The 23,584-nt window shown below is 65.6% G+C and carries 26 protein-coding genes; 3 read left to right on the top strand and 23 right to left on the bottom strand.

Annotated elements, in window-relative coordinates; genetic code table 11:
* Window positions 1-131: 131 nt before the first annotated feature.
* The 16 genes from KJP29_RS14680 to KJP29_RS14755 all read right to left on the bottom strand — a co-directional run bounded on the left by KJP29_RS14680 (window position 132) and on the right by KJP29_RS14755 (window position 15,087).
* Window positions 132-722 (bottom strand): MOSC domain-containing protein, encoded by a 591-nt coding sequence (locus KJP29_RS14680; protein WP_218464278.1) that lies wholly within the window; start codon window positions 720-722, stop codon window positions 132-134.
* A 60-nt stretch (window positions 723-782) separates the two neighbouring features.
* The gene (locus KJP29_RS14685) at window positions 783-1,565 is read right to left on the bottom strand and encodes a methyltransferase domain-containing protein (RefSeq protein WP_218464279.1); all 783 of its coding nucleotides are present in this window, start codon (window positions 1,563-1,565) and stop codon (window positions 783-785) included.
* Window positions 1,566-1,710: 145 nt separating this feature from the next.
* The gene (ftsH, locus tag KJP29_RS14690) at window positions 1,711-3,630 is read right to left on the bottom strand and encodes an ATP-dependent zinc metalloprotease FtsH (protein ID WP_218464280.1); all 1,920 of its coding nucleotides are present in this window, start codon (window positions 3,628-3,630) and stop codon (window positions 1,711-1,713) included.
* Between the two features lie 90 nt (window positions 3,631-3,720).
* Window positions 3,721-4,995, bottom strand: coding sequence for a tRNA lysidine(34) synthetase TilS (tilS, locus tag KJP29_RS14695; RefSeq protein ID WP_218464281.1), 1,275 nt, complete (start codon window positions 4,993-4,995; stop codon window positions 3,721-3,723).
* A 10-nt stretch (window positions 4,996-5,005) separates the two neighbouring features.
* On the bottom strand, window positions 5,006-5,872 hold the full coding sequence (gene ybgF, locus KJP29_RS14700; RefSeq protein WP_218464282.1) for a tol-pal system protein YbgF: 867 nt from the start codon (window positions 5,870-5,872) through the stop codon (window positions 5,006-5,008).
* Between the two features lie 65 nt (window positions 5,873-5,937).
* Window positions 5,938-6,438 (bottom strand): peptidoglycan-associated lipoprotein Pal, encoded by a 501-nt coding sequence (pal, locus tag KJP29_RS14705; RefSeq protein ID WP_218464283.1) that lies wholly within the window; start codon window positions 6,436-6,438, stop codon window positions 5,938-5,940.
* A 77-nt stretch (window positions 6,439-6,515) separates the two neighbouring features.
* Entirely contained in the window at window positions 6,516-7,808 is a 1,293-nt protein-coding gene (tolB, locus tag KJP29_RS14710) for a Tol-Pal system beta propeller repeat protein TolB (protein ID WP_255553719.1), read from the bottom strand.
* Between the two features lie 195 nt (window positions 7,809-8,003).
* Window positions 8,004-9,134 (bottom strand): energy transducer TonB, encoded by a 1,131-nt coding sequence (locus KJP29_RS14715; protein WP_218464285.1) that lies wholly within the window; start codon window positions 9,132-9,134, stop codon window positions 8,004-8,006.
* Between the two features lie 9 nt (window positions 9,135-9,143).
* Entirely contained in the window at window positions 9,144-9,620 is a 477-nt protein-coding gene (gene tolR / locus KJP29_RS14720; protein ID WP_218464286.1) for a protein TolR, read from the bottom strand.
* A 1-nt stretch (window position 9,621) separates the two neighbouring features.
* Window positions 9,622-10,317 (bottom strand): protein TolQ, encoded by a 696-nt coding sequence (tolQ, locus tag KJP29_RS14725; protein ID WP_218464287.1) that lies wholly within the window; start codon window positions 10,315-10,317, stop codon window positions 9,622-9,624.
* A gap of 119 nt (window positions 10,318-10,436) precedes the next feature.
* Window positions 10,437-10,826: a tol-pal system-associated acyl-CoA thioesterase gene (gene ybgC / locus KJP29_RS14730; protein WP_218464288.1), complete on the bottom strand. Its 390-nt coding sequence runs from the start codon at window positions 10,824-10,826 to the stop codon at window positions 10,437-10,439.
* On the bottom strand, window positions 10,823-11,371 hold the full coding sequence (gene thpR / locus KJP29_RS14735) for an RNA 2',3'-cyclic phosphodiesterase (RefSeq protein ID WP_218464289.1): 549 nt from the start codon (window positions 11,369-11,371) through the stop codon (window positions 10,823-10,825). The genes ybgC and thpR overlap by 4 nt, the downstream gene beginning before the upstream one ends.
* Window positions 11,368-11,988: a hypothetical protein gene (locus KJP29_RS14740; RefSeq protein WP_218464290.1), complete on the bottom strand. Its 621-nt coding sequence runs from the start codon at window positions 11,986-11,988 to the stop codon at window positions 11,368-11,370. Before KJP29_RS14740 ends, thpR begins: the two co-directional genes overlap by 4 nt.
* 182 nt (window positions 11,989-12,170) lie before the next feature.
* Window positions 12,171-12,989, bottom strand: coding sequence for a hypothetical protein (locus KJP29_RS14745; RefSeq protein WP_218464291.1), 819 nt, complete (start codon window positions 12,987-12,989; stop codon window positions 12,171-12,173).
* Complete coding sequence (locus KJP29_RS14750; protein ID WP_218464967.1) at window positions 12,986-14,554, bottom strand: AMP-binding protein; 1,569 nt, start codon at window positions 14,552-14,554, stop codon at window positions 12,986-12,988. Before KJP29_RS14750 ends, KJP29_RS14745 begins: the two co-directional genes overlap by 4 nt.
* A gap of 53 nt (window positions 14,555-14,607) precedes the next feature.
* Entirely contained in the window at window positions 14,608-15,087 is a 480-nt protein-coding gene (locus tag KJP29_RS14755) for a D-galactarate dehydratase (protein WP_218464292.1), read from the bottom strand.
* 83 nt (window positions 15,088-15,170) lie between these two features.
* Between KJP29_RS14755 and moaA the strand changes: the two genes are divergently transcribed.
* On the top strand, window positions 15,171-16,181 hold the full coding sequence (moaA, locus tag KJP29_RS14760; RefSeq protein WP_218464293.1) for a GTP 3',8-cyclase MoaA: 1,011 nt from the start codon (window positions 15,171-15,173) through the stop codon (window positions 16,179-16,181).
* A gap of 19 nt (window positions 16,182-16,200) precedes the next feature.
* Here moaA and KJP29_RS14765 read toward each other — a convergent pair whose 3' ends face one another.
* From KJP29_RS14765 to ruvC, 6 genes are all read right to left on the bottom strand, one after another.
* Complete coding sequence (locus tag KJP29_RS14765; RefSeq protein WP_218464294.1) at window positions 16,201-16,680, bottom strand: thermonuclease family protein; 480 nt, start codon at window positions 16,678-16,680, stop codon at window positions 16,201-16,203.
* Window positions 16,681-16,705: 25 nt separating this feature from the next.
* The gene (locus tag KJP29_RS14770) at window positions 16,706-17,872 is read right to left on the bottom strand and encodes a M20 aminoacylase family protein (RefSeq protein WP_218464295.1); all 1,167 of its coding nucleotides are present in this window, start codon (window positions 17,870-17,872) and stop codon (window positions 16,706-16,708) included.
* Window positions 17,873-17,955: 83 nt separating this feature from the next.
* Entirely contained in the window at window positions 17,956-18,993 is a 1,038-nt protein-coding gene (ruvB, locus tag KJP29_RS14775) for a Holliday junction branch migration DNA helicase RuvB (RefSeq protein ID WP_218464296.1), read from the bottom strand.
* Window positions 18,994-18,997: 4 nt separating this feature from the next.
* The gene (locus KJP29_RS14780; protein WP_218464297.1) at window positions 18,998-19,378 is read right to left on the bottom strand and encodes a hypothetical protein; all 381 of its coding nucleotides are present in this window, start codon (window positions 19,376-19,378) and stop codon (window positions 18,998-19,000) included.
* 3 nt (window positions 19,379-19,381) lie between these two features.
* Window positions 19,382-20,047, bottom strand: coding sequence for a Holliday junction branch migration protein RuvA (gene ruvA / locus KJP29_RS14785; protein ID WP_218464298.1), 666 nt, complete (start codon window positions 20,045-20,047; stop codon window positions 19,382-19,384).
* 3 nt (window positions 20,048-20,050) lie between these two features.
* A complete protein-coding gene (ruvC, locus tag KJP29_RS14790; protein WP_218464299.1) occupies window positions 20,051-20,554 on the bottom strand; it encodes a crossover junction endodeoxyribonuclease RuvC in 504 nt (167 codons plus the stop codon).
* A gap of 317 nt (window positions 20,555-20,871) precedes the next feature.
* On the opposite strand from ruvC, the gene KJP29_RS14795 reads away from it, so the two are divergent.
* Together KJP29_RS14795 and KJP29_RS14800 are read left to right on the top strand one after the other, a co-directional pair.
* Window positions 20,872-21,063 carry a DUF1127 domain-containing protein gene (locus KJP29_RS14795; RefSeq protein WP_218464300.1) on the top strand — a complete coding sequence of 64 codons (192 nt, stop codon included), beginning with the start codon at window positions 20,872-20,874 and terminating at the stop codon, window positions 21,061-21,063.
* Window positions 21,064-21,308: 245 nt separating this feature from the next.
* On the top strand, window positions 21,309-21,779 hold the full coding sequence (locus tag KJP29_RS14800) for a hypothetical protein (protein WP_218465009.1): 471 nt from the start codon (window positions 21,309-21,311) through the stop codon (window positions 21,777-21,779).
* A 99-nt stretch (window positions 21,780-21,878) separates the two neighbouring features.
* Here KJP29_RS14800 and KJP29_RS14805 read toward each other — a convergent pair whose 3' ends face one another.
* Window positions 21,879-23,282 carry a DegQ family serine endoprotease gene (locus KJP29_RS14805; RefSeq protein WP_218464968.1) on the bottom strand — a complete coding sequence of 468 codons (1,404 nt, stop codon included), beginning with the start codon at window positions 23,280-23,282 and terminating at the stop codon, window positions 21,879-21,881.
* Window positions 23,283-23,584 lie beyond the last annotated feature (302 nt).

A 23,584-nucleotide genomic window follows, 5' to 3' on the forward strand; every position in this document is an offset into this window, starting at 1 on the left:
GATCTTTCGGCCCCCTCGTGCGGGCTATCGTGCGGGGGCGCAAGAGGCGCGCAACCTGAAACGCGACCTTTTCGCGCCCGCGCCCGTCATGGCGCGAGACCGGAGGTTCGGATCGGAAACAGAAGGCGCGGTTAGGCGTTTCCGGGCACCCAGGCACGTTGCGTGGGAACCCAGAGCGCGAGGGAATCGCCGACAGAAAGCCGGCCTTCGCGTTCGACCCATGCGGTGATCCCGCGCAGTCCCTCGGCCGCAGGCTTGAACTTCGGTCCGAAACCGGGGGCGAAGGTTTCCACCGACCGGCCCGCGAGCGTGCAGGGGTGATTGATCATCTCGACTACGAGCGTGGTGCCGTCGCGCGCCTGCAGCCGCGATCCGGTGGGCAGATGCGAGAAGTCCGGAATGCCCTCGAGCACCATGGACGCGCCGATCCACGAAGGGTCCAGCCGGTCGAGCCCCATCGCCGCCGCGATACGGTCCAGCTCTTCCTCCGACAGGATCGAGATCTGACGCACGTTGCGGATTTCCGTGTCTCGCGGGTGGAGGACCTTGACCCGCGAACAAGAGGGCCGCGTGAGCCCGGCGTGGCTTTCTCCGGCAATGCCCGCGAAGGTCACCTCGACCGCCGGCGCAGGATCCGAGGCGAGCTTTTCGTCCCGGTCCGTCACGGCCCCGAGAAAGGTGATGCGGCCCGCGTAGGGCGTCTTTTCGTAATACTCCGACATGAGCGCGACCCTATCACCTGCCCCGTCGTCTGCCAGAGGGAAAGCGAAGCGGTCCCGCGATCACGCCGGCACCGTCAGCGTGAAGAACACGCGCCGGAACGGAAAATGCACCGTTCCCCCCGACCGCACCGGATAGGGACCGGCAAGCGCCGCGTCACAGGCGGCAAGGAAATCGCGGGCCTCGGCCTCGTTCAGCCTGGCGACGAAGGGGCGCATGACGGTCGACTGGGTGAAGGCGCGGACCGGATGGCCCTCGGCCACGGCGCCAAGAGACTGCACATAGGTCGATTCCCACGCTTTCACCTCGCCCAGGGGTTCGAGCATCGCGGCATAGTCCGCCGCCGTGGCCACAGGCGCGACCCAATCCCGGAAATCGAACCGCTCGGGAAACATCTCTTCCGCGATCTCCCGGGTCAATGCGTGGGAGGGCTCGAAATACTGACGCGGCATCTGGACGGCCAGGGTGCCACCGGGGGCGAGCCATCTGGCCCATTTGGGAAACAGCGCCTCGTGGTCGGGCAGCCAGTTCGCGAGGGCATTGGAGTAGACCAGCGCCACGGGCCGATCGGGAGACCAGGCCAAGACGTCGGCCTCGGTCAACTGCGTGTAGACCCCGGTCGTCTCGGCCTCGGCCAGCATATTGGGCGAGCCGTCGACGCCGATGAGATCGCGGGTCGGAAAGCGGCTCGCCAGAAGCGGGCCGACACTGCCAGCGCCACAGCCAAGGTCGATCACCGGACCGTCCGGGAGGTCGCCGATCTGCGCGGCAAGATCGACGGCGGGCCTCAGGCGCAACCCGCGAAAGGCCGTGTAGCGGGCGGGGTCCCAGTCGGTCGAAGTCATGACGTTTCCTGTAGGCCGATATCGTATGCAAATGTATACCGAAATCGCAGTCACACGCAACGAGGTGGTCGCACGCGATCATCCGGCCACAAGGCCCCAAAAGAAAAAGGCCGGGGCATCTCCCGGCCTTCCTCAATTTCTGGCCTTACGCCGTCGGTTCCGGCTCCATGCCGCCCTTGGGCTTCTTGCGCGGCTTGGTCTTGGGGATCGCGATGACCGAGGGCTTGTCCTCAGCCTTCTCGCCCGCGCTGCCTTCGTCATCGTCCGACAGATGCGGCGGCTCGCCCCGCATCACGCGCTTGATCTCTTCGCCGGTGAGCGTCTCGTATTCCAGCAGCCCTTGCGCCAGACGCTCCCATTGCTCTTTCTGTTCGGTGAGGATCTGGTAAGCGCGGTCATAGCCTTCCTGCACGAAGCCGCGCACCTCTTCCTCGATCAGCTCCTTGGTATGGGCCGAAACAGAGAAGCCCCCGGTGTTGCCCTGGTAGCCTTCGGCGGCTTCGGCATAGTCGATGTTGCCGACCTTGTCCGACATGCCCCAGCGCATCACCATGGCACGGGCGAGCTGGCTTGCCTGCATGATGTCGCCGGCGGGACCATTGGACACTTCGTCCTCGCCCCACTTCATGATTTCCGCGGCTTTGCCGGCCATGGTCATTGCGAGCTGCTGCTTGCATTGTTCCTTGTGCCAGTTCAGCCGGTCGATTTCAGGCAGCGACACCACCATGCCGAGGGCACCGCCCCGCGGAATGATCGTCGCCTTGTAGACCGGGTCGCATTTCGGGAGCGCGAGGCCCACCACCGCGTGACCGGCCTCGTGATAGGCGGTGTGCTCTTTCTGCTCGTCGGTCAGGACCATGGAGCGGCGTTCGGCGCCCATCATGACCTTGTCCTTGGCGTTCTCGAAGTCTTCCATGATGACAAACCTCCGACCGACCCGCGCCGCGGTGAGCGCGGCTTCGTTCACGAGGTTGGCGAGGTCCGCCCCCGAGAAACCGGGTGTGCCGCGCGCGATGATGCGCAGGTCCACATCGGGGCCCAGCGGCACCTTGCGGGCATGGACGCCGAGGATCTTCTCGCGGCCCTTGATGTCCGGATTCGGCACCGTGACCTGACGGTCAAAGCGGCCGGGACGCAGAAGCGCGGGGTCCAGTACATCTTTCCGGTTGGTCGCGGCGATGATGATGACACCCTCGTTCGACTCGAAACCGTCCATCTCGACCAGAAGCTGGTTCAGCGTCTGTTCGCGTTCGTCGTTGCCGCCGCCGTAGCCCGCGCCACGATGACGCCCGACGGCGTCGATCTCGTCGATGAACACGATGCAGGGCGCGTTTTTCTTCGCCTGTTCGAACATGTCGCGCACCCGCGAGGCGCCGACGCCGACGAACATCTCGACGAAGTCCGAGCCAGAGATGGTAAAGAAAGGCACGCCCGCCTCACCGGCCACCGACCGTGCGAGCAGCGTCTTACCCGTGCCGGGCGGGCCGACGAGCAGCGCGCCTTTCGGGATCTGGCCGCCGAGCCGCGAGAACTTCTGCGGGTTGCGCAGGAATTCGACGATTTCCTGAAGCTCTTCCTTGGCCTCGTCGATGCCGGCCACGTCGTCGAAGGTCACGCGGCCTTCACGTTCGGTCAGGAGCTTCGCGCGCGATTTGCCGAAGCCCATGGCCCCGCCACGACCGCCGCCCTGCATCCGGTTCATCATGAAGAACCAGAAACCGATCAGGATGATGACGGGGAGAAGAAGCGAAAGAAGGCCCATGATGCTCGATTGCTCCTGTGGTTCGGCCTTCACGGCAACGCCTTCGGCCACCAGCTTGTCGGTGATGTTCGCGTCGCCCGGCACGATGGTGGAATAGACGGTCCCGCCTTCGCCGACGTAGCGGACCTTTTCCCCGTCGAGCGTCGCGCTCGTCACTTCGCCGTTTTCAACCGACGTGATGAAGTCGGAATAGCTGACGGCGGTGGAGTTCATCGCGGTCGGGCCATTCGAAAACAGGTTGAACAGGGCGAGGATCAGCAGAAAGAGCACGATCCAGAAGGCGAAGTTTCGCGCGTTACCCAAGGGTCTCTCCTCTCGAAGCCATGAAAATAGTGCAGCGCGCAGGCTCCCCTCGCGCGGCTTCCCTCTAAAATAGGGAAGGATGCGGCAGGTTCAATGAGATAAAAGCGACGAAAGGAAATCGCCCCCGTATGGGTGGAGGCTTGCCGACCAGCCGTTCTCCAAGCCTGCGCGGGGGGCGGCGACCAGCCGGGCGTCGCCCATCGCGCGGTCCCAGACGGCGGGTCCGGACAGAAGGCTGTCGCGTGGCAGTCCCGTTTCGCGCCAGTTCGGGCAGTCGCGAAGCCCGGCTTCGCCAAGCCGCTCTACTGACAGGGATTTGGCCTCGAAGCCCGGCGGCGGCGACACCCGCCAGCGATTGTCCCACAGGGCACCGGGGACGGCACGTAAGCCCTCGACGGCCTTTGGCTCTCGCGTCACACGCAGCTCACCACGCTTCAGTGTGAAGAGAGCACCGCCGAGCGTCATACGTCCGCGTGACGCGATCTTGTCGTCCAGGTCGCAGAGCGCCTCGAACCGCGGACGATATGCCGCAGATGTGACCCAGACCAACGCCCCGGCGAGAAGCCGAAGCCGGATTTCGTCCGGGACCGCGGACAAGGCCGCAGCGTCGAACAGCACGTCGCCCGCCTCGGTGCGGGCGATGTCGCGGCCAGCGGCGAGGGTGTAGTGATCGAGTGCGCTCCGCACTCGCGCCATGGTGCGCGCGGTGCCGGCCAGCCTGTCGGTGTCGAGCCCGACCTCATCCAGTAGTGCCATCGCGCGGCGCATGCGCACGCGGGTGAAGCCCTCGTCGTCGTTGCTGGGGTCCTCGATCCAGTCGGCCCCCTGCCCCCTGAGGTAGTCCCGCAGATCGCCGCGCGTCACCTCGATCAGCGGACGCAGCCAGAGGATACCCGCCTCGCGCCACTCGCCCCGCATCGCCGCGAGCCCGTCCACCCCGGACCCCCGTGCCAGCCGCATGAGGAAGGTCTCGGCCAGATCGTCCTTCGTATGTCCGACGAGTACCGCAGGCCGGTCCAGCGCGGCGGCGGCCTCCTGCGCCACGAGCCGGTAGCGAGCGTCGCGCGCTTTGGCCTGAAGGTTGCCTGCGCCGTCCCACCCAGTCCATCTCAGGGTCCGGTGGTCGACACCCAGACCCGCACAGATGCCCGCGACTTGGCGCGCCTCGTCCGCCGACGCGGGCCGAAGACCATGGTCGACCGTAAGGGCCAGAACCGGCAAGCGGGCCTCCCGGCCCCACCCGGCGGCGAGGCTCAGCAAGGCCATCGAGTCGCCGCCGCCAGAGACGGCCACGACCAATCCGTTGAAATCGTTGTGCTCTCGCGCGGCGCGAAGCGCCCGGTCAAAGGCCGCTTCGACGCTCATCGCATGCGCCTCAGAAGCAGCCGAGCGTCTGCCGTTCTATCTGGGCCTGATTGGCGGCTTGCGAACCGGGGAAACGATTTGGCACCTCGCCCAGCGTCGCGCAGGCTTCGTTCACCTGGCCCAACTGGCCGAGCGACGCGCCGAGCTTCACCAGCGCATCCCCAGCATTCTCGCCCGCCGGAGCCGCCGAGAAGGAGGCGAGATAGGCCCGCGCCGCCTCGGCCGTCATACCCTGGGCGGCGAGCGCCTCGCCCCGCAGGTAATGCGCCTGGCCGGTGAGCGGCGTGCCGGGATAGGTTTCGACCAGCCGCGCGAATTTCTCGGAAGCGCCGGGGAAGTTCCCGGCATCCATGTCGGCCACCGCCGCGTCGAAGTCGGCCTTCTCTCCGATCGCCAGTTCGGCGCCCCCCGTCGTACCGGCATCTGCCGACGCACCCGGGTCCGAAGGCACCACGACCGGCGTCGTCATCGTGCCCGACGGCGTGCCGCCCGCGACCTCGCCGCCGAGGGGCTTGGACATGCCTTCGTTCATGATGTCGCAATCCGGTTCCAGCTCGCAGAGCCGGAACGACAGGTCACCCACCCGGTTCGCGCCATCGTTGGCGACCGAGTTGATGCGGAACTCCAGTTCCTCGGTCTTGGCGGTGAGCCGGGTCATCGCCGCCTCGATCGCGTTGACCCGGTCGAGCGTCGACCCCGCGACATTGATCGCGGGGGCGCCGGTGGTGTTCAGCTCGGTCTTGAGCTTCTGCAACTCGACATTGAGGACGGTCAGCTCCTGGCGCACGTCCGCCAGCGTCTGCGCGCTGTCTTGCGCAGAGACGATGCCAGAGACGCAGGCGGCCAGAGCCGCGCCGAATACGATGGATTTCAGCATGACCAATCCTCAGGGTTCAAGGTTTCTGCGTTGAACGGTTGCCGGGCTTCTACCCCGGTCCCGCCTCAGCTTCCAGCCGCCGAGGTCAGCACCGTCACCGAACGGCGGTTCTGCGCATAGCAGCTTTCCTCGGAGCAGACTGCGAGCGGGCGTTCCTTGCCGTAGCTCACCGTCTTGAGACGGTTGGGCGCGACCCCACGCTCGATCAGGAAGCTCTGCACCGCGCTGGCACGGCGCGCGCCGAGGGCCACGTTGTATTCCCGGGTGCCCTGTTCGTCGGCGTGGCCTTCGATGATCGCGGAATAGGCCGGATGGTTCGACAGCCAGGACGCCTGCTGCGTCAGGATCGACTGCGCCTCGGGCGACAGGCTCGACTGATCGACCGCGAAGAGCACGCGGTCCCCGATCGTCTGGTTGAAATAGGCCGGCGAGTTCGGGTCGTTCGCGCTGCCCGGCTGGATCGCCCCGGCGGCATTCGCGCCGTCGGTGCCGTTGAAACGGTTCTTGGAGCAGGCGGTAAGCGCCAGCGCGCTGACCAGCATGACTGCAAGTGTGATCTTTTTCATGGTGACTGTCCTGTCGTCCTGTTTTTGCCTTGAGCCTCGTGCCGACCCTACCACAGGCCTGGCACGGGGCGAAATCCTCAGTTCTGGAGCGGGCCCCAACTCGGGTCCGAAGCGCTGTCGGGGGTCGGCACCCGGCGCAGGTTGCGCCCGGAGATATCGACCGAATAGAGCCCCGCCGCGCCGTCCGCCCCCTGGCTTTCCCGCGTGAACATGATCACCCGCCCATTGGGCGCCCATGTCGGGCCCTCATCAAGGAACGATGCCGTGAGGAGCCGTTCTTCCGAACCATCCGTGCGCATGACGCCGATGTGGAAGCGGCCCTCGTTCTGCTTGGTAAAGGCGATGAGGTCCCCGCGCGGCGACCACACAGGCGTGCCGTAGCGGCCGGGTCCAAAGCTGATCCGCTGCGGCTCGCCGCCGCCTGCGCCCATGATGTAGAGCTGCTGGGTTCCGGAGCGGTCGCTTTCGAAGACAATCTGCGATCCGTCCGGCGAAAAGCTGGGGGCGGTTTCGATCGAGGGGCTGCTGGTCAGGGCCTGAAGCCCGCCGCCCTGAAGGTCCATCCGGTAGATGTCCGAGTTCCCGCCCTGTTCGAGCGAGAAGATGAGCCCTTGCCCGTCGGGCGAGAAGCGCGGGCTGAAGGCCATGTTGCCGCCCCCGGTGCCAAGCGCCCGGCGGCTCGCGGTGCCGACATCGAGCACATAGATCTGCGGCTGGCCGGTTTCATAGCTCGTGTAGAGCACCCGGTCCCCGGACCGCGAGAAGCGCGGCGCAAGCACGAGCGCTTCGCTGTCGGTCAGGTAGGTCACATTGGCGCCGTCATAGTCCATCACCGCGAGCCGCTTGCGACGGGCGTTCTTGGGGCCCGTCTCGCTCACGAAGACGACGCGGCTGTCGAAATAACCGGTCTCGCCGGTGATCCGGGAATAGACGGTGTCGGCCACCTTGTGCGCGATCCGGCGCACGCCCTGGGTGGTGCCGGTCAGTTGCAGTCCCTGGCCAAGCTCGGCCCCGGTGAAGACGTCATAGACGCGGAACTTCACCGTGATCTGTCCGCCGCTTTCCGTCACCGCCCCGGTGATCAGCGCCTGCGCGTTCACGGCCTTCCAGTCGGGATAGGCGACCGGCGCGGCAAAGCTCGTCACGTTCGAGATGAAGGACGTCGAGGGGATTTCACGGAAGAGCCCGGTCCCCGACAGATCCGCCGCGATCACCCGGCTGATTTCCTCGGCAACGGGTCCGGCGGTGCCGGTTTCGGCCTGAAAGGTCGGGATGGCGAAGGGCAAGGGTTCGATAACACCCTCGGTGATCTCGATGCGCAACGGCCCCTGCCCCTGCGCCACCGCAGGCGCGACGGGGAAAAGGGCCATGGCGGCCAGCAAAGCAGCAGTCAGATGTGTCAGTTTCATAGGGGCCTCATATTCTCCGGATCGAACGCAGGTTCAATCGCGGGCCACTCGTTCCATGTCGTTCTCGGCAATCCACCGCTTGCCGTCGTGCTGTCCCAGCCGTTCGCGCTCAGGCTACAAGGCGCGCGCAGAAGGTCCAAGTGCTTCCTCATGTCCTCACCGAAGCCTCATCTGCTCGGGGTTGAAGGTCATCTCGATCTGGCGCCACTGCTCGTATTTCTCGGCGGGCAGGCTGTAGCCGTCGGCGCCGCAGCGGATGATCGCCCGGCGCGCCGCTTCGAATGCGGCATCGGTCGCGGGCTGGTTTGGCCCGTTCGACGACACGAGGCGGATGCCCGAAGGTCGGCCGTTCTGCTCCATCTCGACCATCACCACCACCGTCGTCTTCATCGCGTCGGTCGAGGACGATCCAAGGTTCCAGCATTGGCTCACGGCGACGCGCAGCCCCTCGCGTTCCCCGGAGGTCAGGGGCGGCCCAAGCGGAGCGGGCGTGTCGCTCGCCCCGGCGTCGGCAGCGGGCGAGTCCAGCGCATCGTTGACGGCATCGTTCACCGCGTCGGCCAGCGGATCGCGCGGGGTCGCGGGCTCGGCCGCCGGCTCGGGTGTCGGCTCGTCCGGGGTTTCCGGCGTCTCGGCGGCCGGCGTGGGCCGGGTCTGGGGGCGTGGTTGCGGACGGATCGACGCAGTCGGCGCAGCAGAAGCGGGTTCCTCGGCCTCGGTCACGATTTCAGTAGTCGAGGCCTCGGGCTGCGCAGCCTCCACCTCGGGTTCCGGCTCCACGATCTCGGCGGGCTCTTCCGAAGGCGCGACTTCCTCGACCACCTCGGGCGCGACCTCGGTCGGCTCCTCGGGCGCTTCCACGATCTCGGGCGCGACCCGGTCCACATCGGGCGGCGTCGGCGTGTCGTCCACCGGCGCATCGGGCGTCTCGGGCGCCGGGTCGGGCACCTGCGGTTCGGGCTGGGGTTCGGGTTCCGGCACCGGCTCGGGCGCAGGTTCCGGCTGGGGTTCAACAACTGGCTCCGGTTCGGGCTCGGGGTCCGGCACAGGCTCGGGCTCGGGGCGCGGCGGCGGCACCGGCGTTTCGGTCGGTGGCTCGTCCTCCACCGGCTCGGGCGTGCCCTGCTCGGGGCTCGTGAGCGCGGCAAAATCCTCGGCGGAAATGATCGACACATCCGCCACCGGCGTCATCGGCTCGTCACTCTCACGCGAAAAGAGCCCGCCGAACAGCAGGACCAGGATCAGGAGGCCGTGGCCAATCCCCGAGATATAGTAGCCGGTCTTCAACCGATGCTCCTACTGGGACGTCCCGTCGAGCGCGGGTCCGCCCGTTTCCGTCACGAGCCCGATGTTGTTCAGGCCCGCCGCGTTGAGCGCACCCATGATCTGGGCCACCTCTTCGTAAGGCACGCGCCCATCGGCCCGCAGAAAGATCTTGTCGTCCGTGCGTTCGGTCATGATGCCCTGCAGCCGCGTGACCAACTCGTCGCGCGGCACTTCCGTCGTCATGATCGCCACGCGCCCGTCGTTCGTGATCGAGAGCGTCAGGGGCTCTTCCTCGATCGTGGGCAGAGGGTTCGCTGCGGTCTCGGGCATCTGGATATCGATCCCCACCGTCATGAGCGGGGCCGCCACCATGAAGATGATCAGAAGCACCAGCATCACGTCCACGAAGGGCGTGATGTTGATCTCGGCCATCATCGCGCGGTTACGGCCGCGACGGCGCCCCCTGCGTGCGCGGGGCTTGGCGGATGCCTGCACAGAGCCGCCCATATCAGCCGTCCAACTGTCGGCTGAGGATCGTGGCGAACTCGTCGGCGAAGCTCTCCCACCCCGCGATGATCGCATCGCTGTCGGTGGTGAGCTTGTTGTAGAAGATGAGCGCCGGGATCGCGGCCAGAAGGCCGAGACCAGTGGCGAGCAGCGCCTCGGCGATACCGGGTGCCACGACCGCGAGAGTGGTGTTCTGCTGCGCCGCGATCTCGATGAAGGCGTTCATGATCCCGAAGACCGTGCCGAAGAGCCCGACGAAAGGCGCCGTTGCCGCCGTCGTCGCGAGGAACCCGAGCCGGGAATTGAGCCGTTCACCCTCTTTCGCGATGGCCACGTCCATCGAGCGGTCGATCCGGCTCGTGGCGCCGGCAATCAGCCCGCCATCGGCACGGTGCGAGCGATGCCATTCCAGCATGCCGGCCGCAAAGACCTTTTCCGAGGCCCCGTCCGGGCTTGGTCCGATCTGCTCGTAAAGCTCATCCAATGGTTCGCCCGACCAGAACGCCTCGTCGAACGCCGCCGCCTCCGCGCGGGCGCGCCGGTACTGCATGAATTTTGTCACGATGATCGCCCAAGAATAGAACGATGCGGCGATGAGCATGATCATCACCAGCTTCACGATCAGCGTTGCGCGAAAGAAAAGCGCCCAAAAGGAGAAATCCATTTCTCCGGCGAGCGCGAGGGCTTCCTGTTCCATAGCTTTCCGTTGCCTGCCTTTTCGGCCATCTCTGTCGGACGGCTCTCTGCACGGGACGGTAACGGATTTGAAGCCTCAAAGCCAACAAAACCGCGTCAACAGCCGAAACAATGCCCGGATCAGTGCAGGGAGTGGCGGATTATCGCCGGAAGCCGGGCCGGATGTCCTGTCTCGTTAAGCGCGACCAAGGTGACCAGCGCCGAGAAAAGCCGCTCGCCGCCCCGCAGTACTTCCTGCCGGAGCGTGAGCCGTGCTCCGGTCATTGCTTCCACCCGGGTCTCGACCGTCAGCTCGTCGTCGAAATGCGCCGGGTGCAGGTAATCGGCCTCGAGATGGCGCACCGCGAAAACGATCCCCGCCTCCGCCTTCAGCTTGACCTGGTCTACGCCTTTGGCCCGCACCCACTCGGTCCGGGCCCGTTCGATGAACTTCAGGTAATTCGCGTAATAGACGATCCCGGCAAGGTCGGTGTCTTCGTAATAGACGCGCAGGGGGAAGCGATGGGTCATGGCTGCCTCAGGTAGATGTCGGACAGGGGGTCATAGATCGAGCCCTCCTTGGTCAGGTGGCTTTCGTAGAGCGTCACCCGGGTCGCGAGATGCGTCTCGCTCCGGTAGCGGCCGTTGAGCTTCAGAAAATCGCGCAGCGCCTTGTCGTCCTTCGTGTTGAGCGCGCGCGAGAATCGCGCGAGCGTCACATGCGGACGGAACCGCCGTCGTTCGAGGTCGACCCCGGCGACGCGCACCATGCGCATGACCTTCTCCTGAAGCGTGACCAGCGCAGGCACTGCTTCGGCCGTCGCGCAAACGAGGCTCGGCTCGGCACCGCCCATCACGTCGAGCCCGGTGAGCGTCAGGTCGACCGCAGGGGCGGACAGGCTCATCATGGCTTCGGCCACGTCGTTGACCAGGGGCTCGCTTACCTCGCCCAGAAAAGCGAGCGTCAGATGGAGGTTCTCTTCCGGCACCCGCCGCCCCACGTCGAGCCCCGCCTGCAACCGCGCGACCGCCGTGATCAGCGGCTCCGGCAGGTCGAGCGCGACGAAGGCCCTCACAACGCCACCCGCGCCGCGAGCCTGTGTGCATGGGACACGTCCCGCGCCGCCGCCGGCATCACCGGATCATAGGCCGCCCGGATCACCGCAGCGATCTCGGGCCGCAGAATGACCGCGCCGCCCTCGGGATGCAGCGCCAGCGGCGAGCGCTCGGCAAAGGCGCCCTCGCCCCAGTCGAGCACCAGTTGCACCGCCTGCCCCAGCGCGACGGTCTCGGCGCTCATCTCTTCGAGGCCGCCGCCCATCCGCACGAAGACGAAGGCCGCCTGAATGGCCCCGGCATCGTCGAAGCGGAACGCGCGATACTGTGTTGCCCCGACCTTCTGAAGCCGCGCCACCAGCGCCTCCAGATCCGGGATCATCGCGCCAAGGTTCGGCACGCCCAGAAGCTCGGACCACTCGGTGAAGAAGAAGATCATGCAATTCGCGCCAAGCTCCGGATCGTGATCCGCCATTTTGTGCCCGGCCAGACCGACGACGGCCTCGAGCGCACCTTTCACCACCGAGAGCGTCGCATCCTCGACCCCGAAGACCACCGGCACGATGGGCCGCCCCCAACGCGCGAAATGATAGTGCCCGCCATGCTGAAACAGCGCCTCGATCGTCTCCGGCGTCATCCGATGCTCCCCTTGTCGCCGCAGGGATAGCGCGCCCTCCAGGCAACGACAACCGACCCGCTCCCCTTCACTGCTTCAGAAATACCTCGGGGGTGTGGGGGCGGAGCCCCCACTTTGCGGCGGGGGTGTGGGGGCAGCGCCCCCACCGGATCGGCCTTCGCGCCAGCGAAAGTCGACACCCTTCAAGGCGCCAGCACGTCCTCGAAGGCCGGGATGAACTCGTCGTCCCCCAGATCGCCGAACACGCCCACCGGATCTCCGCCCTCACGCAGCGCCACGACGATCCGGTTCCCGTCCATCGACACCGCGACCGCCACTTCGTTCGCGTCGCAGGCGTTCTTCTCGCAGGCCACGCCCACGACCCAGTCGCCTTGCCTTTCCATCGGCGACGTCAGTTGCGCGTTCTTGCGCGCAGTCTCGAGTGTCTTCGGGTCCATGATGTCGCGCAGCGCACCGTCTAGTTCCGCCGCGTCGAAAAGGTCGAACAGGTAGCGCCCGACCCAGAACTCCCCCGGCTGTCCCATCGACCAGCCGATCCCCTGAAGCGGCGCCTGCTCCTCGGTGATCACTGCCCCGTCGAAGAAATAGCGGATCGGACCGGATCCCGCCTCGAGACTGTCGATCTCCACCGTCACGCCGCCGTCGCCCTGCGAGATGTCGGTGAGCTCCGCACAGGTGCCGAAGACCGGCGAGAAGGTCACACCCTCGGCGCTCACCACGGCCCAGGTGTATTCCGCCGCACAGGCATTGCCGCCCTGTGACACTGCCAGAAGCAACCAATCGCCATATTGAGCCTCGACAAAGGCCAGATAGGGCTTCGAGGGGATTTCATTTACCTCGCCACCAAAGGACAGCCCGCGCTCCAGATCGTTCACGTCAACGATCTCGACGGGGCCGAAGCGCGTCTCTTCGGCCTGCGCCGGGCCCGCAAGCCCCAATGTCGCAAGCCCGAGTGTCGCAAGCCCCAGTGCGGCGAGCCCCGCCATCATCGGCTGTTTCATGACCTGTCTCCCCTGAGCTCGCGTCGCATGATCTTGCCCGTCGCCGTCATCGGCAGGGCTTCGACGAATTCGATTGTTCTGGGCGCCACATGCGGGCTCACCCGCGCCTTGACCCGCGCGATGAGGGCCTCGGCCAGCCCCTCGGTCGACACCCCCGCCCGCGTCACGACGAAGGCCTTCACCGATTCGCCGCGCACCGGGTCGGGCACGCCCACGACGGCAGCCATCACCACGTCGTCGTGCCCCGTGAGGCAGATCTCGATCTCGGTCGGTCCGATCCGGTAGCCCGCCGAGGTGATCACGTCGTCGTCGCGCGACACATAGGTGAAATAACCGTCGGCGTCGCAGGTGCCGAGGTCCCCGGTCCGCATCCAGTCGCCGACAAACTTCTCCGTGGTCTTCTCAGGCTGGTTCCAGTAGCCAAGGAACATCACCGGGTCCGGGCGGCGCACGGCGATCTCGCCCAGCATTCCCGGCGCCACGGCCTGCCCCGTCGCGTCGATCACCCCGACCTCGTGCCCCGGCACGGCGCGGCCCATGCTGCCCGGCTTTACCGGCATGGCCCCGGCGCAGGAGGCAATCACCAGGTTGCATTCGGTCTGGCCGTAGAACTCGTTGATCGTGACCCCGAGCGCGCCCTTCGCCCAGTCGAGGAGATCTGCCCCCAGTGCCTCGCCGCCCGAACCGATGGTGCGTATACTTACGTCTTTCGGCACCGCGACCTGTCGCATGAGCTTGAGCGCGGTCGGCGGCAGGAAGAGATTGCGGATCTTCTGCTCGGCGATCAGCCGGAAGGCCGCGTCGGGATCGAATTTCTTCATCCGGCAGGAGACGAGCCTGACCCCGTGGTAAAGACAGGGCAGCGCCATGTCCATGAGCCCGCCGATCCAGGCCCAGTCGGCGGGCGTCCAGCCGACGTCGCCCTCCTTCGGGAAGCCTTCGTGGTGCAGTTCGACATTGGGCAGATGGCCGATCAGGAACCGATGCGCATGGAGCGCGCCCTTGGGCGGGCCGGTGGTGCCGGAGGTATAGATGATCACGGCCGGATCCTCGGCCCCCACGTCCTCGGGGACAGCCGGCATGGCCCCCGCGATCTCCCGCCACAGGTCGCGGGCATGAGGCGCGCCCCCGATCACGAAGACCTCGCGCAGGTCCGGCAGGCTGTCCCGGATCGTGGCGATTTTCTCTGCGCCCTCGGCATCGGTAACGACTGCCACCGCGCCGCTGTCGGCCAGCCGGAATTCCAGCGCGTCGGGTCCGAAAAGCGTGAAGAGCGGGATCGAGATGGCGCCGCGTTTCCACGTCGCCAGATGCGCGATCAGCGCCTCGGGACATTGGGCAAGGAGGATGCCCACCCTGTCGCCGCGCCCGATGCCATGCCCGGCGAAGGCCCCCGCCAGACCGTCCGAAGAAACCTGCAACTCACCGAAGGTCCAGTCCTTGCTCGCAGCCTCGCCCACATGGGTCAACGCCACGCGGTCCGGCTCTTCCCGGGCCCAGGAGTCGCAACAGGCCTCGGCCATGTTGAAGTCCTCCGGGATGTTCCATCGGAACCGGGAGCGCATGTCGTCCCAGTCCCCCGTCGCCTGCACGACGCGTCGCTGCGGGGGAAACGTCGTCACTTCGCGTATACCGTGAGTTCATGCAGGCCGGCGAGACCGACCTCCAGTAGACGCAGGGCGGGCAAGGAAATCCGGCTGCCCGCCGTCGCCGGCCCCTCGATCGGGCGCAGCTCCAGCGACACCGACTTGCCGTTCGCCTTGGCCACCACCCGGCCTTGCGATACGGCGCTGACCAGCGGCGTCTCGAGCCAGAACCCCGGAGCCGTCGGTGCGCCCAGGGTCGCGATCGTTGTGCCCAGCGTGCGTTCGCCCGCTGGCTCCGGCGCGGCGACGGCGGCCAGGCGTTCGTCCTCGGTCGTGGTGTCGAAGGCCTCCTCGGTCCGTGCGCCCGGCGGTGGCGGCGGCGCGGTCACGGTGGTTTCCAGATCGGTTTCCGTCGTGGCCGTACCGGTCACATTTCCGGCAGGATCCTGCGAAAACGGCCCGTTGGCACAGGCGGCGAGCCCCAGAAGGGCAACAAGAACAAACGCTTTCATGACACCGAGCTTAGGGCGCGACTTTCGTCTCGCCAAGCCCGATCACGCTTGCCGCGCCCCCTCGGCAGGCTTAGGTTCCCTCTATGGCCGACCAACGTCTCATAGACCCCTTCATGCGCCCGATCACCTATCTTCGGTTGTCGGTGACGGACCGCTGCGATTTCCGCTGCACCTATTGCATGGCCGAGAACATGACGTTTCTTCCCAAGAAGGAACTCCTGACGCTCGAGGAACTTGACCGCGTCTCGACGGCCTTCATCGGCCTCGGTGTCCGCAAGCTGCGGATCACGGGCGGCGAGCCGCTGGTCAGGCGCGATATCATGGATTTCTTCCGGGGCATGTCGCGGCACCTGGACAGCGGCGCACTCGACGAACTGACGCTGACCACCAACGGTTCGCAGCTCGAACGCTTTGCCGGCGATCTGGCGGCGGCGGGCGTGAAGCGGATCAATATCTCGCTCGATACGCTCGATGACACCAAATTCCGCGAGATCACCCGTCGTGGCGACCTCGCTCAGGTCCTGCGCGGCATCGACGCGGCGCAGAAGGCCGGGCTTCGGATCAAGATCAACGCCGTCGCATTGAACCACTTCAACGACAGCGAACTGTTCACGATCACCGAATGGTGCGCCTCGCGCGACATGGACCTGACCTGGATCGAGGTCATGCCCATGGGCGACATCGGGAACGAGCAGCGGCTGGACCAATACTGGCCGCTTACCGACGTGCGCGAAAGCTACGAAAGCCGCTTCACGGTGACGCCTCTGGCCGAACGCTCCGGCGGGCCGGCCCGTTATGTGCGGCTCGAAGAGACCGGTCAGAAGATCGGCTTCATCACGCCGCTCACACATAACTTCTGCGAAAGCTGCAACCGGGTGCGACTGACCTGCACCGGCGAGCTTTACATGTGCCTCGGGCAGGAAGACCGCGCCGACCTGCGCCTGCCCCTGCGCGAGCATCCTGAGGACGATGCCCCGCTCGTCGCCGCCATCCGCGAGGCGATCACGCACAAGCCCAAGGGACATGACTTCGATTACTCGCGCCAGAGGCTCGACGGGCAGATGCCCCGGCACATGAGCCACACGGGAGGCTGACGAGGAGCACGCGGAGTATTTAGTTTGGGGCGCTCCTCAAGAAAAATTCGCACCAGTCGATTTCATCATCTCCCGGAATCCAATCAACTGCCAATCCACGTCGTGTCATCAAAGTTTCAATTGGGGTTCCGCGAACCTCGTTTTGGCGAAACACGTTCGCAATAACTCGACCAGCAAACGAACCATTCCTGACATTCTCCAGTCTTATCGATTGGCCGACGGGGAGTTCCTGTTCCAAGGCGAATTTAGCCTGCGCTCCGTAGTAGGGTTCTTCGTCGCAAGAAGCGGAGCGCCGCGTCTCCGGCGCCTGAATACCTGCAATTCGCACACTGATATCAGCTTTGATATTGGGCCAGATTGACACGTTCGCGACAAATGTATCACCGTCAATCACGCGTGTGACCTCACCATAATAGGGTCCGGGAAAGCCATCTTGAGCAATCGAACTTACCGGGCAGAAGACCGCGACCGCCACAAATCCCGCTTTGAATGCATTCATCTGGCTGCTCCGCTTATTGAACCGTCTACGCCGCCGGCAGGCGCTGTTCCACGATCTCGGCCCACCAGCTGCACCCTGCCGGGATCGCCTCGTCCGAGAAGTTGTATTCGGGATGATGCACGGGCGCGGTGTCGCCATTGCCGACGAGGATATACGCCCCCGGTCGCGCCTCCAGCATATAGGCGAAGTCCTCGCCCCCCATCACCGGATCGGCCTCGGCGGTCGGCCTGCCTGTCACCCGCGCGGCCACGTCAGCGGCGAAGGCGGTCTCGGCCTCGGTGTTGACCATGACCGGGTAGCCCTCGTGGTAGGTGAAGGTCGCGCGGCCACCAAAGCCTTCGGCAATCCCCTTGGCCAGCGCCTCGACCCGCGCAGGCACCGAGGTGCGAAGCCCGGCATCATGGGTGCGGATCGTGCCCTTCATGTGCACGCGCTGGGGAATGACGTTGTAGCTGTCGCCCTCGGTCGCCATCTGCGTCACCGACACCACCGCCTGTTTCACGGGGTCGACGTTGCGGCTTACAATGGTCTGGAGCGCCACGATGATATGGCTCGCCATCACCGTCGGGTCGATGCCCTCATGCGGTTTCGCGGCATGGCCACCCTTCCCTTCGATCACCAGGTCGAACTGGTCAGTGGCGGCAAAAAAGCCTCCCGCCCGGATCTGGAACTCGCCGACGGGAATGCCGGGCCAGTTGTGCATCCCGTAAACCTCATCGATGGCGAAACGCTCCATCAAGCCATCCTCGACCATTTCGCGGCCCCCGCCGCCACCTTCTTCGGCGGGTTGGAAGATCACGACGCAGGTGCCATCGAAATTCCGCGTCTCGGCAAGGTATTTCGCGGCCCCCAGCAGCATGGCGGTATGGCCGTCATGGCCGCAGGCATGCATCGCCCCGGGCGTCTCGGAGGCATAGTCGAGCCCTGTCGCCTCGAGGATCGGGAGCGCATCCATATCGGCGCGCAGACCCACGGTGCGGCCAGAGACATTCGCCTTGCCCCGGATCACACCTACGACACCGGTTTGCCCGATGCCCTCGACCACCTCGTCACAGCCGAACTCGCGCAACTTGGCCGCGACAAGCGCCGAAGTGCGGTGTGTGGCGAAGTTGATCTCCGGGTGGCGGTGGATGTCCTGCCGCCAGGCGGCGATTTCGGACTGAAGCTCGGCGAAGCGGTTCTTGATGGGCATGGGTAACTCCTTGAGCGGACACCCTGCGCGGCTGCGGGCGCGGCGTCAACGGGCGCAGCTTCAAAGCCCCGTCACTCGCCCCCTCACTTGCCGAAGAGATCCTGCTGGCCCGCCGGTCTGGGAGCCTCGAGCCCAAGGTGACGCCATGCCTTGTGGCCAAGCATCCGGCCCCGTGGCGTGCGCTGGATCAGACCCTGTTGCAAGAGGAACGGCTCGATGACCTCTTCGAGCGCATCGCGGCTTTCACTGAGCGCGGCGGCCAGCGTTTCGATCCCGACTGGCCCCCCGCCGTAATGCTCGGCCATGAGGCCGAGATAACGACGGTCGGCCCCATCGAGACCCAGGTGATCGACGCCAAGCCGCGTCAGCGCCATGTCGGCGATCTCGCGCGTGATGCGGCCGTCGCCCTCGACCAGCGCGAAGTCCACGACGCGCCGCAAGAGGCGCCCTGCAATGCGCGGCGTGCCCCGGGCACGTTTGGCGATCTCAAGCGCGCCCTCGGGATCGGCTGGCGCGTTAAGCTTGACGGCGTTGCGCGTGACGATCTCGTGCAATTCGTCCACGGTATAGAACTGAAGCCGGGTCGGGATGCCGAACCGGTCCCGAAGCGGTGTCGTCAGAAGCCCGAGCCGCGTGGTCGCGCCCACTAGCGTGAAAGGCTGCAACTCGATCCGCACCGTGCGCGCGGCGGGACCTTCGCCGATCACGAGGTCAAGCTCGAAGTCCTCGAGCGCCGGATAGAGCACTTCCTCGACCACGGGGTTGAGGCGATGGATTTCGTCGATGAAGAGCACATCGCGCGCTTCGAGGTTGGTCAGGATCGCGGCAAGGTCGCCCGCCTTGGCCAGCACCGGGCCCGAGGTCATGCGGAAGTTCACGCCAAGCTCGCGGGCCATGATCTGGGCCAGAGTGGTCTTGCCCAGACCCGGCGGGCCGTGAAAGAGCGTATGGTCCATCGCCTCGCCCCGCTGGCGGGCGCTTTCGATGAAGACGCGCAGGTTCGCCCGTGCCTCGGCCTGACCGATGAAATCGCCAAGCTGCTGCGGGCGCAGCGCCCGGTCGTGATCGGGCTTTTCGTCCGGAAGGGGGGCGGCGCGCAGGGTCGGATCTGGATCGGTCATCGGGTCACAATCCCTCGGCTTTGGCCGCGCGCCAACCCATGAAACAGAAGCCGAGCATGGCGAGGTTCGCGGCGAAGTCGATGATCATGCCCGCCGAAAACAGCGGCTCCACGTAGAGAAACCAGTAATTGAAGGCGAAGAACGGCAGGAGCGCGATGGCATAGGCCAGAAAGCTCCAACGCGTGAAGCGGCTTGTCAGGATGAAGAGCGCACAGAGGAGCGCCTGCGCCCCGAAGGCACCGAGCGCCACGTTGAGGATACGCGCGTCCATCTGCACCTCGGGCCGGAAAGCGACCCACTGCACCGAAGACGGCCACACGAGCGCCCAGCCGCCAAGGGTGACGAAGGGCACCGCGATGAGGAATTGCCAGAACCGCGCGGTCATCCCCTACCCCTTGGGCGCGAGAAGCTTGAGCGCCGCGCGGATGAGCCCGGCGGTGTCGAGGTCGGGTGTCTCGTTAAGCGCCGTCGCCACGGCCGAGGCCGCCTCGCCCGGTTGATAGCCGAGGTTGGTGAGCGCCGAGAGCGCTTCGGGTTGGGCATTGTTGGCCGGAGCTTTCACGGGGCTGCCAACCGGAGGTTCGGGCATGTAGGTTTCGACCAGTTCCTCGTCGAGCGGCGCCTTGGGTGCGGTGCCCGCCCCCATCGCCATGACCGTCGGCGCCTTGTCCTTCAACTCCATGACCACGCGCTGCGCCGTCTTGGGACCGATCCCCTTGGCCGCCTTGACCGCGTTCCAGTCGCCAAGCGCGATGGCGCGCGAGACCCCGTCGGGACCGAGCGCGCCAAGGATCGCCGTGGCCGCCTTGGCCCCGACGCCCTGCACCGCGAGCAGCAGCCGGAACCATTCCTTCTCGACCAGCGAGGTGAAACCATAGAGCGTCATGGCATCTTCGCGTACAATCATCTCGGTATAGAAACTCGCCGCCTCACCGGGTTTCAGCGCCATGAGCGCACGTTCCGACAGAAAGACGATATAGCCTACGCCCCGGACGTCGATGAGCGCGTGATCCGTGGTCTTGTAATCGACCCGCCCGGCTATTTTTCCGATCATTGTCTATCGTCCCGCCGCGATGGCCGCCGCGAGGCGACCGTTGGTGCGCGCATGATGGGCGTGGCAGAGCGCAATGGCCAGCGCATCCGCCGCATCAGGACCGTTGATCTGCACGCTGGGAAGCTGAAGGCGCACCATGTATTCCACCTGCCCCTTCTCGGCATGGCCGGCGCCCACCACGGTCTTCTTGATCGAGTTAGGCGAATACTCCCCGATGGGCAGCCCCGCACGGGCGGGCACCAGCATGGCGATCCCCCGCGCCTGGCCAAGCTTCAGCGTGCCGACACCGTCCTTGTTGACGAAGGTCTTCTCCACGGCGGCCTGATCGGGGCACCATTGCGTGACAACGGCGGTAAGCTGGTCGAAGAGCGCGAGCAGGCGGTCGCCCAGCCCGTCGCCGATGCCGTGGCAGATGCCGTTCGCGACATGCGTGATTCGCGAGCCGTCGACGTCGATGATCCCCCAGCCGCTGTTGACCAGTCCCGGATCGATGCCCAAAACCCGCATAGCCCACTGCCCTTTTGTTATCGTTTTGCCGAGAACTAGCACGAAAGGTGAACATGGCAAAGCGAATTGTCCCCGGGGGCTTGAAGGCTTTCGCGACATCTGGTCAAAAAACGACATTCCGCCCTTCGGAACCGACCGTTTTTCCAGTCTGATTAATCAAACGTTATCAGACTGTTACGCGGCGTGCGAGCTATGCAGTCGCAGCATGGATGCAATGCAAAAGCAGCATTTGCGCCGTGACATTGAAAAGCCTATCTCCCGCGAGCCGGACGGATTCTTCGTAAACCGCCCATAATTCAAGCAAACGAGGTCAAAACATGGCTACGGCTATCGCCACCTACGAAGTTGCCGGTCACGTTTCGCGCGTTGTCCGGTTCGTTACCGATCTGATGATCACGCTCCAGCGCCGCCGTGCGGCTCGGGAAACCCGCGAAATCCTGTCCTTCCTTACGGATGCGCAGCTTGAAGACATCGGCATCCATCGCGCCGATATCGCCCGTCGTTTCTGATCCTCCCATCAGGAACCGAAAAGGCCGCCCATCGGGCGGCCTTAGTCGTTTCCGGGGGCCGTCGGACGGCTTCGGGCGAGGTCCCGACGATCCACGCGGGGGGCGCCTTCGCCATCGATAACGCGTGAAGATGGCCGCAAATGTGGCACCACCTCTTCCAAAGAATACCTCATATTAACCAAAAGTTGACCACGAACGGGGTTCAGGGTGGCTCCAGCAAAGTGATTAGACCGGAGCCAACGCCGATGCGTTTCAACGCCTTTCTTGATTTCGCCAAATCCGAAGACGGTGCCGTCACCGTCGATTGGGTCGTCCTGACTGCCGCCATCGTCGGGCTCGGAAGTTCCGTGCTCATCTCTGTTTCTGGGGGCACCACCGCCCTTGCCGGCAACATCTCCAGCGCCCTGTCGGACATGGAGGTCTTTTCGAGCGATGGGGGCCCCTTCGACGTCAGCAAATGGGGACCCCTTACCAACGACAGCAACTTCGCCTCCATCACCAGCGCGACCGCTGGCCAGACCGAAGATCAGCTTCGCGGCTGGGGCGAGCTTGCCAGAAGCGCCGCGATGGATTCGAACCGGTCGGAAGGGGAACGCCGCAATGAGGGCGACATCTACGCCGCGCGCTATGCCGAGCTTCAGGCCCGGGGCGCGGACGTGTCCGGCATGACCGACCCGCGCGATGTGGCCGCCGCAGTGCGGGCCGACTACGAATAAGACCGGCCTGTTCGCACGTCAGCTCGAGCCACAGGCTGCAAGAAAAAGGCCGCCCCTCAGGGCGGCCTTTTGTCCAACATTCACCGGATGCGCGAGGCGCTATTCCTCGACCGGCAGAGCCACGAAGCGCGGATCGCCACCGCGGCGGACCAGAAGCAGGATCGACTGGCGACCGCCATCCTTGGCCTCCGCCACCCGCGCTTCCAGATCGGCGATGGTTTCGAGCCGCTGCTGACCGGCCTCGGTAATCACGTCGCCGGCCTCAAGACCCTTCGCGGCCGCCTGGCTTTCCGCCAGCACGGCCGTGACCACGAGACCGGACGATCCCGCGTCGAGGCCAAGCTCTTCGCGCAGCTCCGGCGTCATCTCAGAGAGTGAAAGGCCCAGAACGGTCTTCTCGAGCGGGGCGTCTTCGCCCGGCGTCTCTTCCGGGGCCTCGCTGGCGTCTGCCGAGATCGCCTCCTCGCGCCGACCGAGCGTCACGCGGAGCGTCTGGGTCTGGCCTTCGCGCAGGACGATCACGCGCACGGTTTCACCGACGCCCGAGTTGCCCACGATGCGCACGAGTTCACGGGTATCCTCGATGTCTTCGCCGCCGAAGTTCACGATGACGTCGCCCGCCTCCATTCCCGCGTCCATGGCGGGACCTTCCGGCACATCCGTCACCAGCGCACCGCGGGCGTCGGCCAGGCCCATCGCCTCGGCCACGTCATCGGTCACGTCCTGAATACGCACGCCGAGCCAGCCCCGGCGCGTCTCACCGAATTCCTTGAGTTGATCGACGACCTTGGTCACCACGTTCGAGGCCATGGCGAAACCAATCCCGATGGATCCGCCGTTGGGCGACAGGATCGCCGTGTTCACCCCGATCACCTGCCCGTCCATGTTGAAGAGCGGGCCGCCCGAGTTGCCCCGGTTGATCGCGGCGTCGGTCTGAAGGAAATCGTCGTAAGTGCCCTGAAGCTCCCGCCCCCGGGCCGAGATGATGCCGGCAGAAATGGAAAAGCCCTGCCCCAGCGGGTTGCCCATCGCCATGACCCAATCGCCGACCCGGATCGCACCGGAGTCGCCGAAGGGCACGAAGGGTAGCGGCTCGTCCGTTTCGACCTTGAGAAGCGCGATGTCGGTGTTGGGATCGGTACCGACGACGGTGGCAGGCAGCGTGCCGCGGTCCCCGAAGAATTCGATCTCGATCTCGTCCGCGCCTTCGATCACGTGGTTGTTGGTGACGATGAAGCCATCCTCGGAAATCACGAAGCCGGAGCCAAGCGCCGATGACCGGCGCGACTGCGGCGACTGGTCGCCGCCGTTGCGGTCAAGGAAGTCGCGGAAGAAATCTTCGAAGGGCGAACCTTCCGGCACCATGGGCGAGGGCCCGGTGTCCTGTGCCACCACGGTGGCGGTCGTGATGTTCACCACGGCAGGGCTGACCTGCTGGGCCAGATCGGCAAAACTCTCGGGCGCGCCGCGCGCATGGGACACGCTGGCCAAGAGCGTCAGCATGGCGGCCACGAGCGCCGCAAAAGCCCAACCCACGATACGGGTGTCGCGGGTCTGCGCCTTCACCGCTGTCTTGACGTCGGTCCTGCCTGCAGTCCGGGTTGCCTTGGGTCTGGCAATCTGTGGTGTCACGATGGTCTCCTCGAAAATGCTGCCCGTATCATTCATGCAGGATGGCCGGCACGCAACGCAATCTTCGGCATTATTCGTCACCTCCCCGTGAAAGCGAGCGGAGCCTCGCGCATCAGGACTGGCGCGGCCAACAAAAAACCGGCCCCGTCATGGGGCCGGTTTCGAATGTGTCA

The sequence above is a fragment of the Maritimibacter sp. DP1N21-5 genome (assembly GCF_019218295.1).
In the GTDB taxonomy this organism is placed as follows: domain Bacteria; phylum Pseudomonadota; class Alphaproteobacteria; order Rhodobacterales; family Rhodobacteraceae; genus Maritimibacter.

Bases quoted from the DNA above. Each gene is read 5' to 3' on its own strand.
- KJP29_RS14745 (WP_218464291.1), bottom strand. From the start codon at position 12,989: ATGAAACAGCCGATGATGGCGGGGCTCGCCGCACTGGGGCTTGCGACA.
- tolB (WP_255553719.1), bottom strand. From the start codon at position 7,808: ATGGCCCTTTTCCCCGTCGCGCCTGCGGTGGCGCAGGGGCAGGGGCCG.
- KJP29_RS14770 (WP_218464295.1), bottom strand. From the start codon at position 17,872: ATGCCCATCAAGAACCGCTTCGCCGAGCTTCAGTCCGAAATCGCCGCC.
- KJP29_RS14685 (WP_218464279.1), bottom strand. From the start codon at position 1,565: ATGACTTCGACCGACTGGGACCCCGCCCGCTACACGGCCTTTCGCGGG.
- moaA (WP_218464293.1), top strand. From the start codon at position 15,171: ATGGCCGACCAACGTCTCATAGACCCCTTCATGCGCCCGATCACCTAT.
- ruvC (WP_218464299.1), bottom strand. From the start codon at position 20,554: ATGCGGGTTTTGGGCATCGATCCGGGACTGGTCAACAGCGGCTGGGGG.
- KJP29_RS14780 (WP_218464297.1), bottom strand. From the start codon at position 19,378: ATGACCGCGCGGTTCTGGCAATTCCTCATCGCGGTGCCCTTCGTCACC.
- ybgF (WP_218464282.1), bottom strand. From the start codon at position 5,872: ATGCTGAAATCCATCGTATTCGGCGCGGCTCTGGCCGCCTGCGTCTCT.
- KJP29_RS14800 (WP_218465009.1), top strand. From the start codon at position 21,309: ATGCGTTTCAACGCCTTTCTTGATTTCGCCAAATCCGAAGACGGTGCC.
- KJP29_RS14755 (WP_218464292.1), bottom strand. From the start codon at position 15,087: ATGAAAGCGTTTGTTCTTGTTGCCCTTCTGGGGCTCGCCGCCTGTGCC.
- ruvB (WP_218464296.1), bottom strand. From the start codon at position 18,993: ATGACCGATCCAGATCCGACCCTGCGCGCCGCCCCCCTTCCGGACGAA.
- ybgC (WP_218464288.1), bottom strand. From the start codon at position 10,826: ATGACCCATCGCTTCCCCCTGCGCGTCTATTACGAAGACACCGACCTT.
- ruvA (WP_218464298.1), bottom strand. From the start codon at position 20,047: ATGATCGGAAAAATAGCCGGGCGGGTCGATTACAAGACCACGGATCAC.
- KJP29_RS14805 (WP_218464968.1), bottom strand. From the start codon at position 23,282: ATGCTGACGCTCTTGGCCAGCGTGTCCCATGCGCGCGGCGCGCCCGAG.
- KJP29_RS14750 (WP_218464967.1), bottom strand. From the start codon at position 14,554: ATGCGCTCCCGGTTCCGATGGAACATCCCGGAGGACTTCAACATGGCC.
- tolQ (WP_218464287.1), bottom strand. From the start codon at position 10,317: ATGGAACAGGAAGCCCTCGCGCTCGCCGGAGAAATGGATTTCTCCTTT.
- KJP29_RS14765 (WP_218464294.1), bottom strand. From the start codon at position 16,680: ATGAATGCATTCAAAGCGGGATTTGTGGCGGTCGCGGTCTTCTGCCCG.
- KJP29_RS14740 (WP_218464290.1), bottom strand. From the start codon at position 11,988: ATGACGCCGGAGACGATCGAGGCGCTGTTTCAGCATGGCGGGCACTAT.
- tolR (WP_218464286.1), bottom strand. From the start codon at position 9,620: ATGGGCGGCTCTGTGCAGGCATCCGCCAAGCCCCGCGCACGCAGGGGG.
- tilS (WP_218464281.1), bottom strand. From the start codon at position 4,995: ATGAGCGTCGAAGCGGCCTTTGACCGGGCGCTTCGCGCCGCGCGAGAG.
- pal (WP_218464283.1), bottom strand. From the start codon at position 6,438: ATGAAAAAGATCACACTTGCAGTCATGCTGGTCAGCGCGCTGGCGCTT.
- KJP29_RS14680 (WP_218464278.1), bottom strand. From the start codon at position 722: ATGTCGGAGTATTACGAAAAGACGCCCTACGCGGGCCGCATCACCTTT.
- KJP29_RS14795 (WP_218464300.1), top strand. From the start codon at position 20,872: ATGGCTACGGCTATCGCCACCTACGAAGTTGCCGGTCACGTTTCGCGC.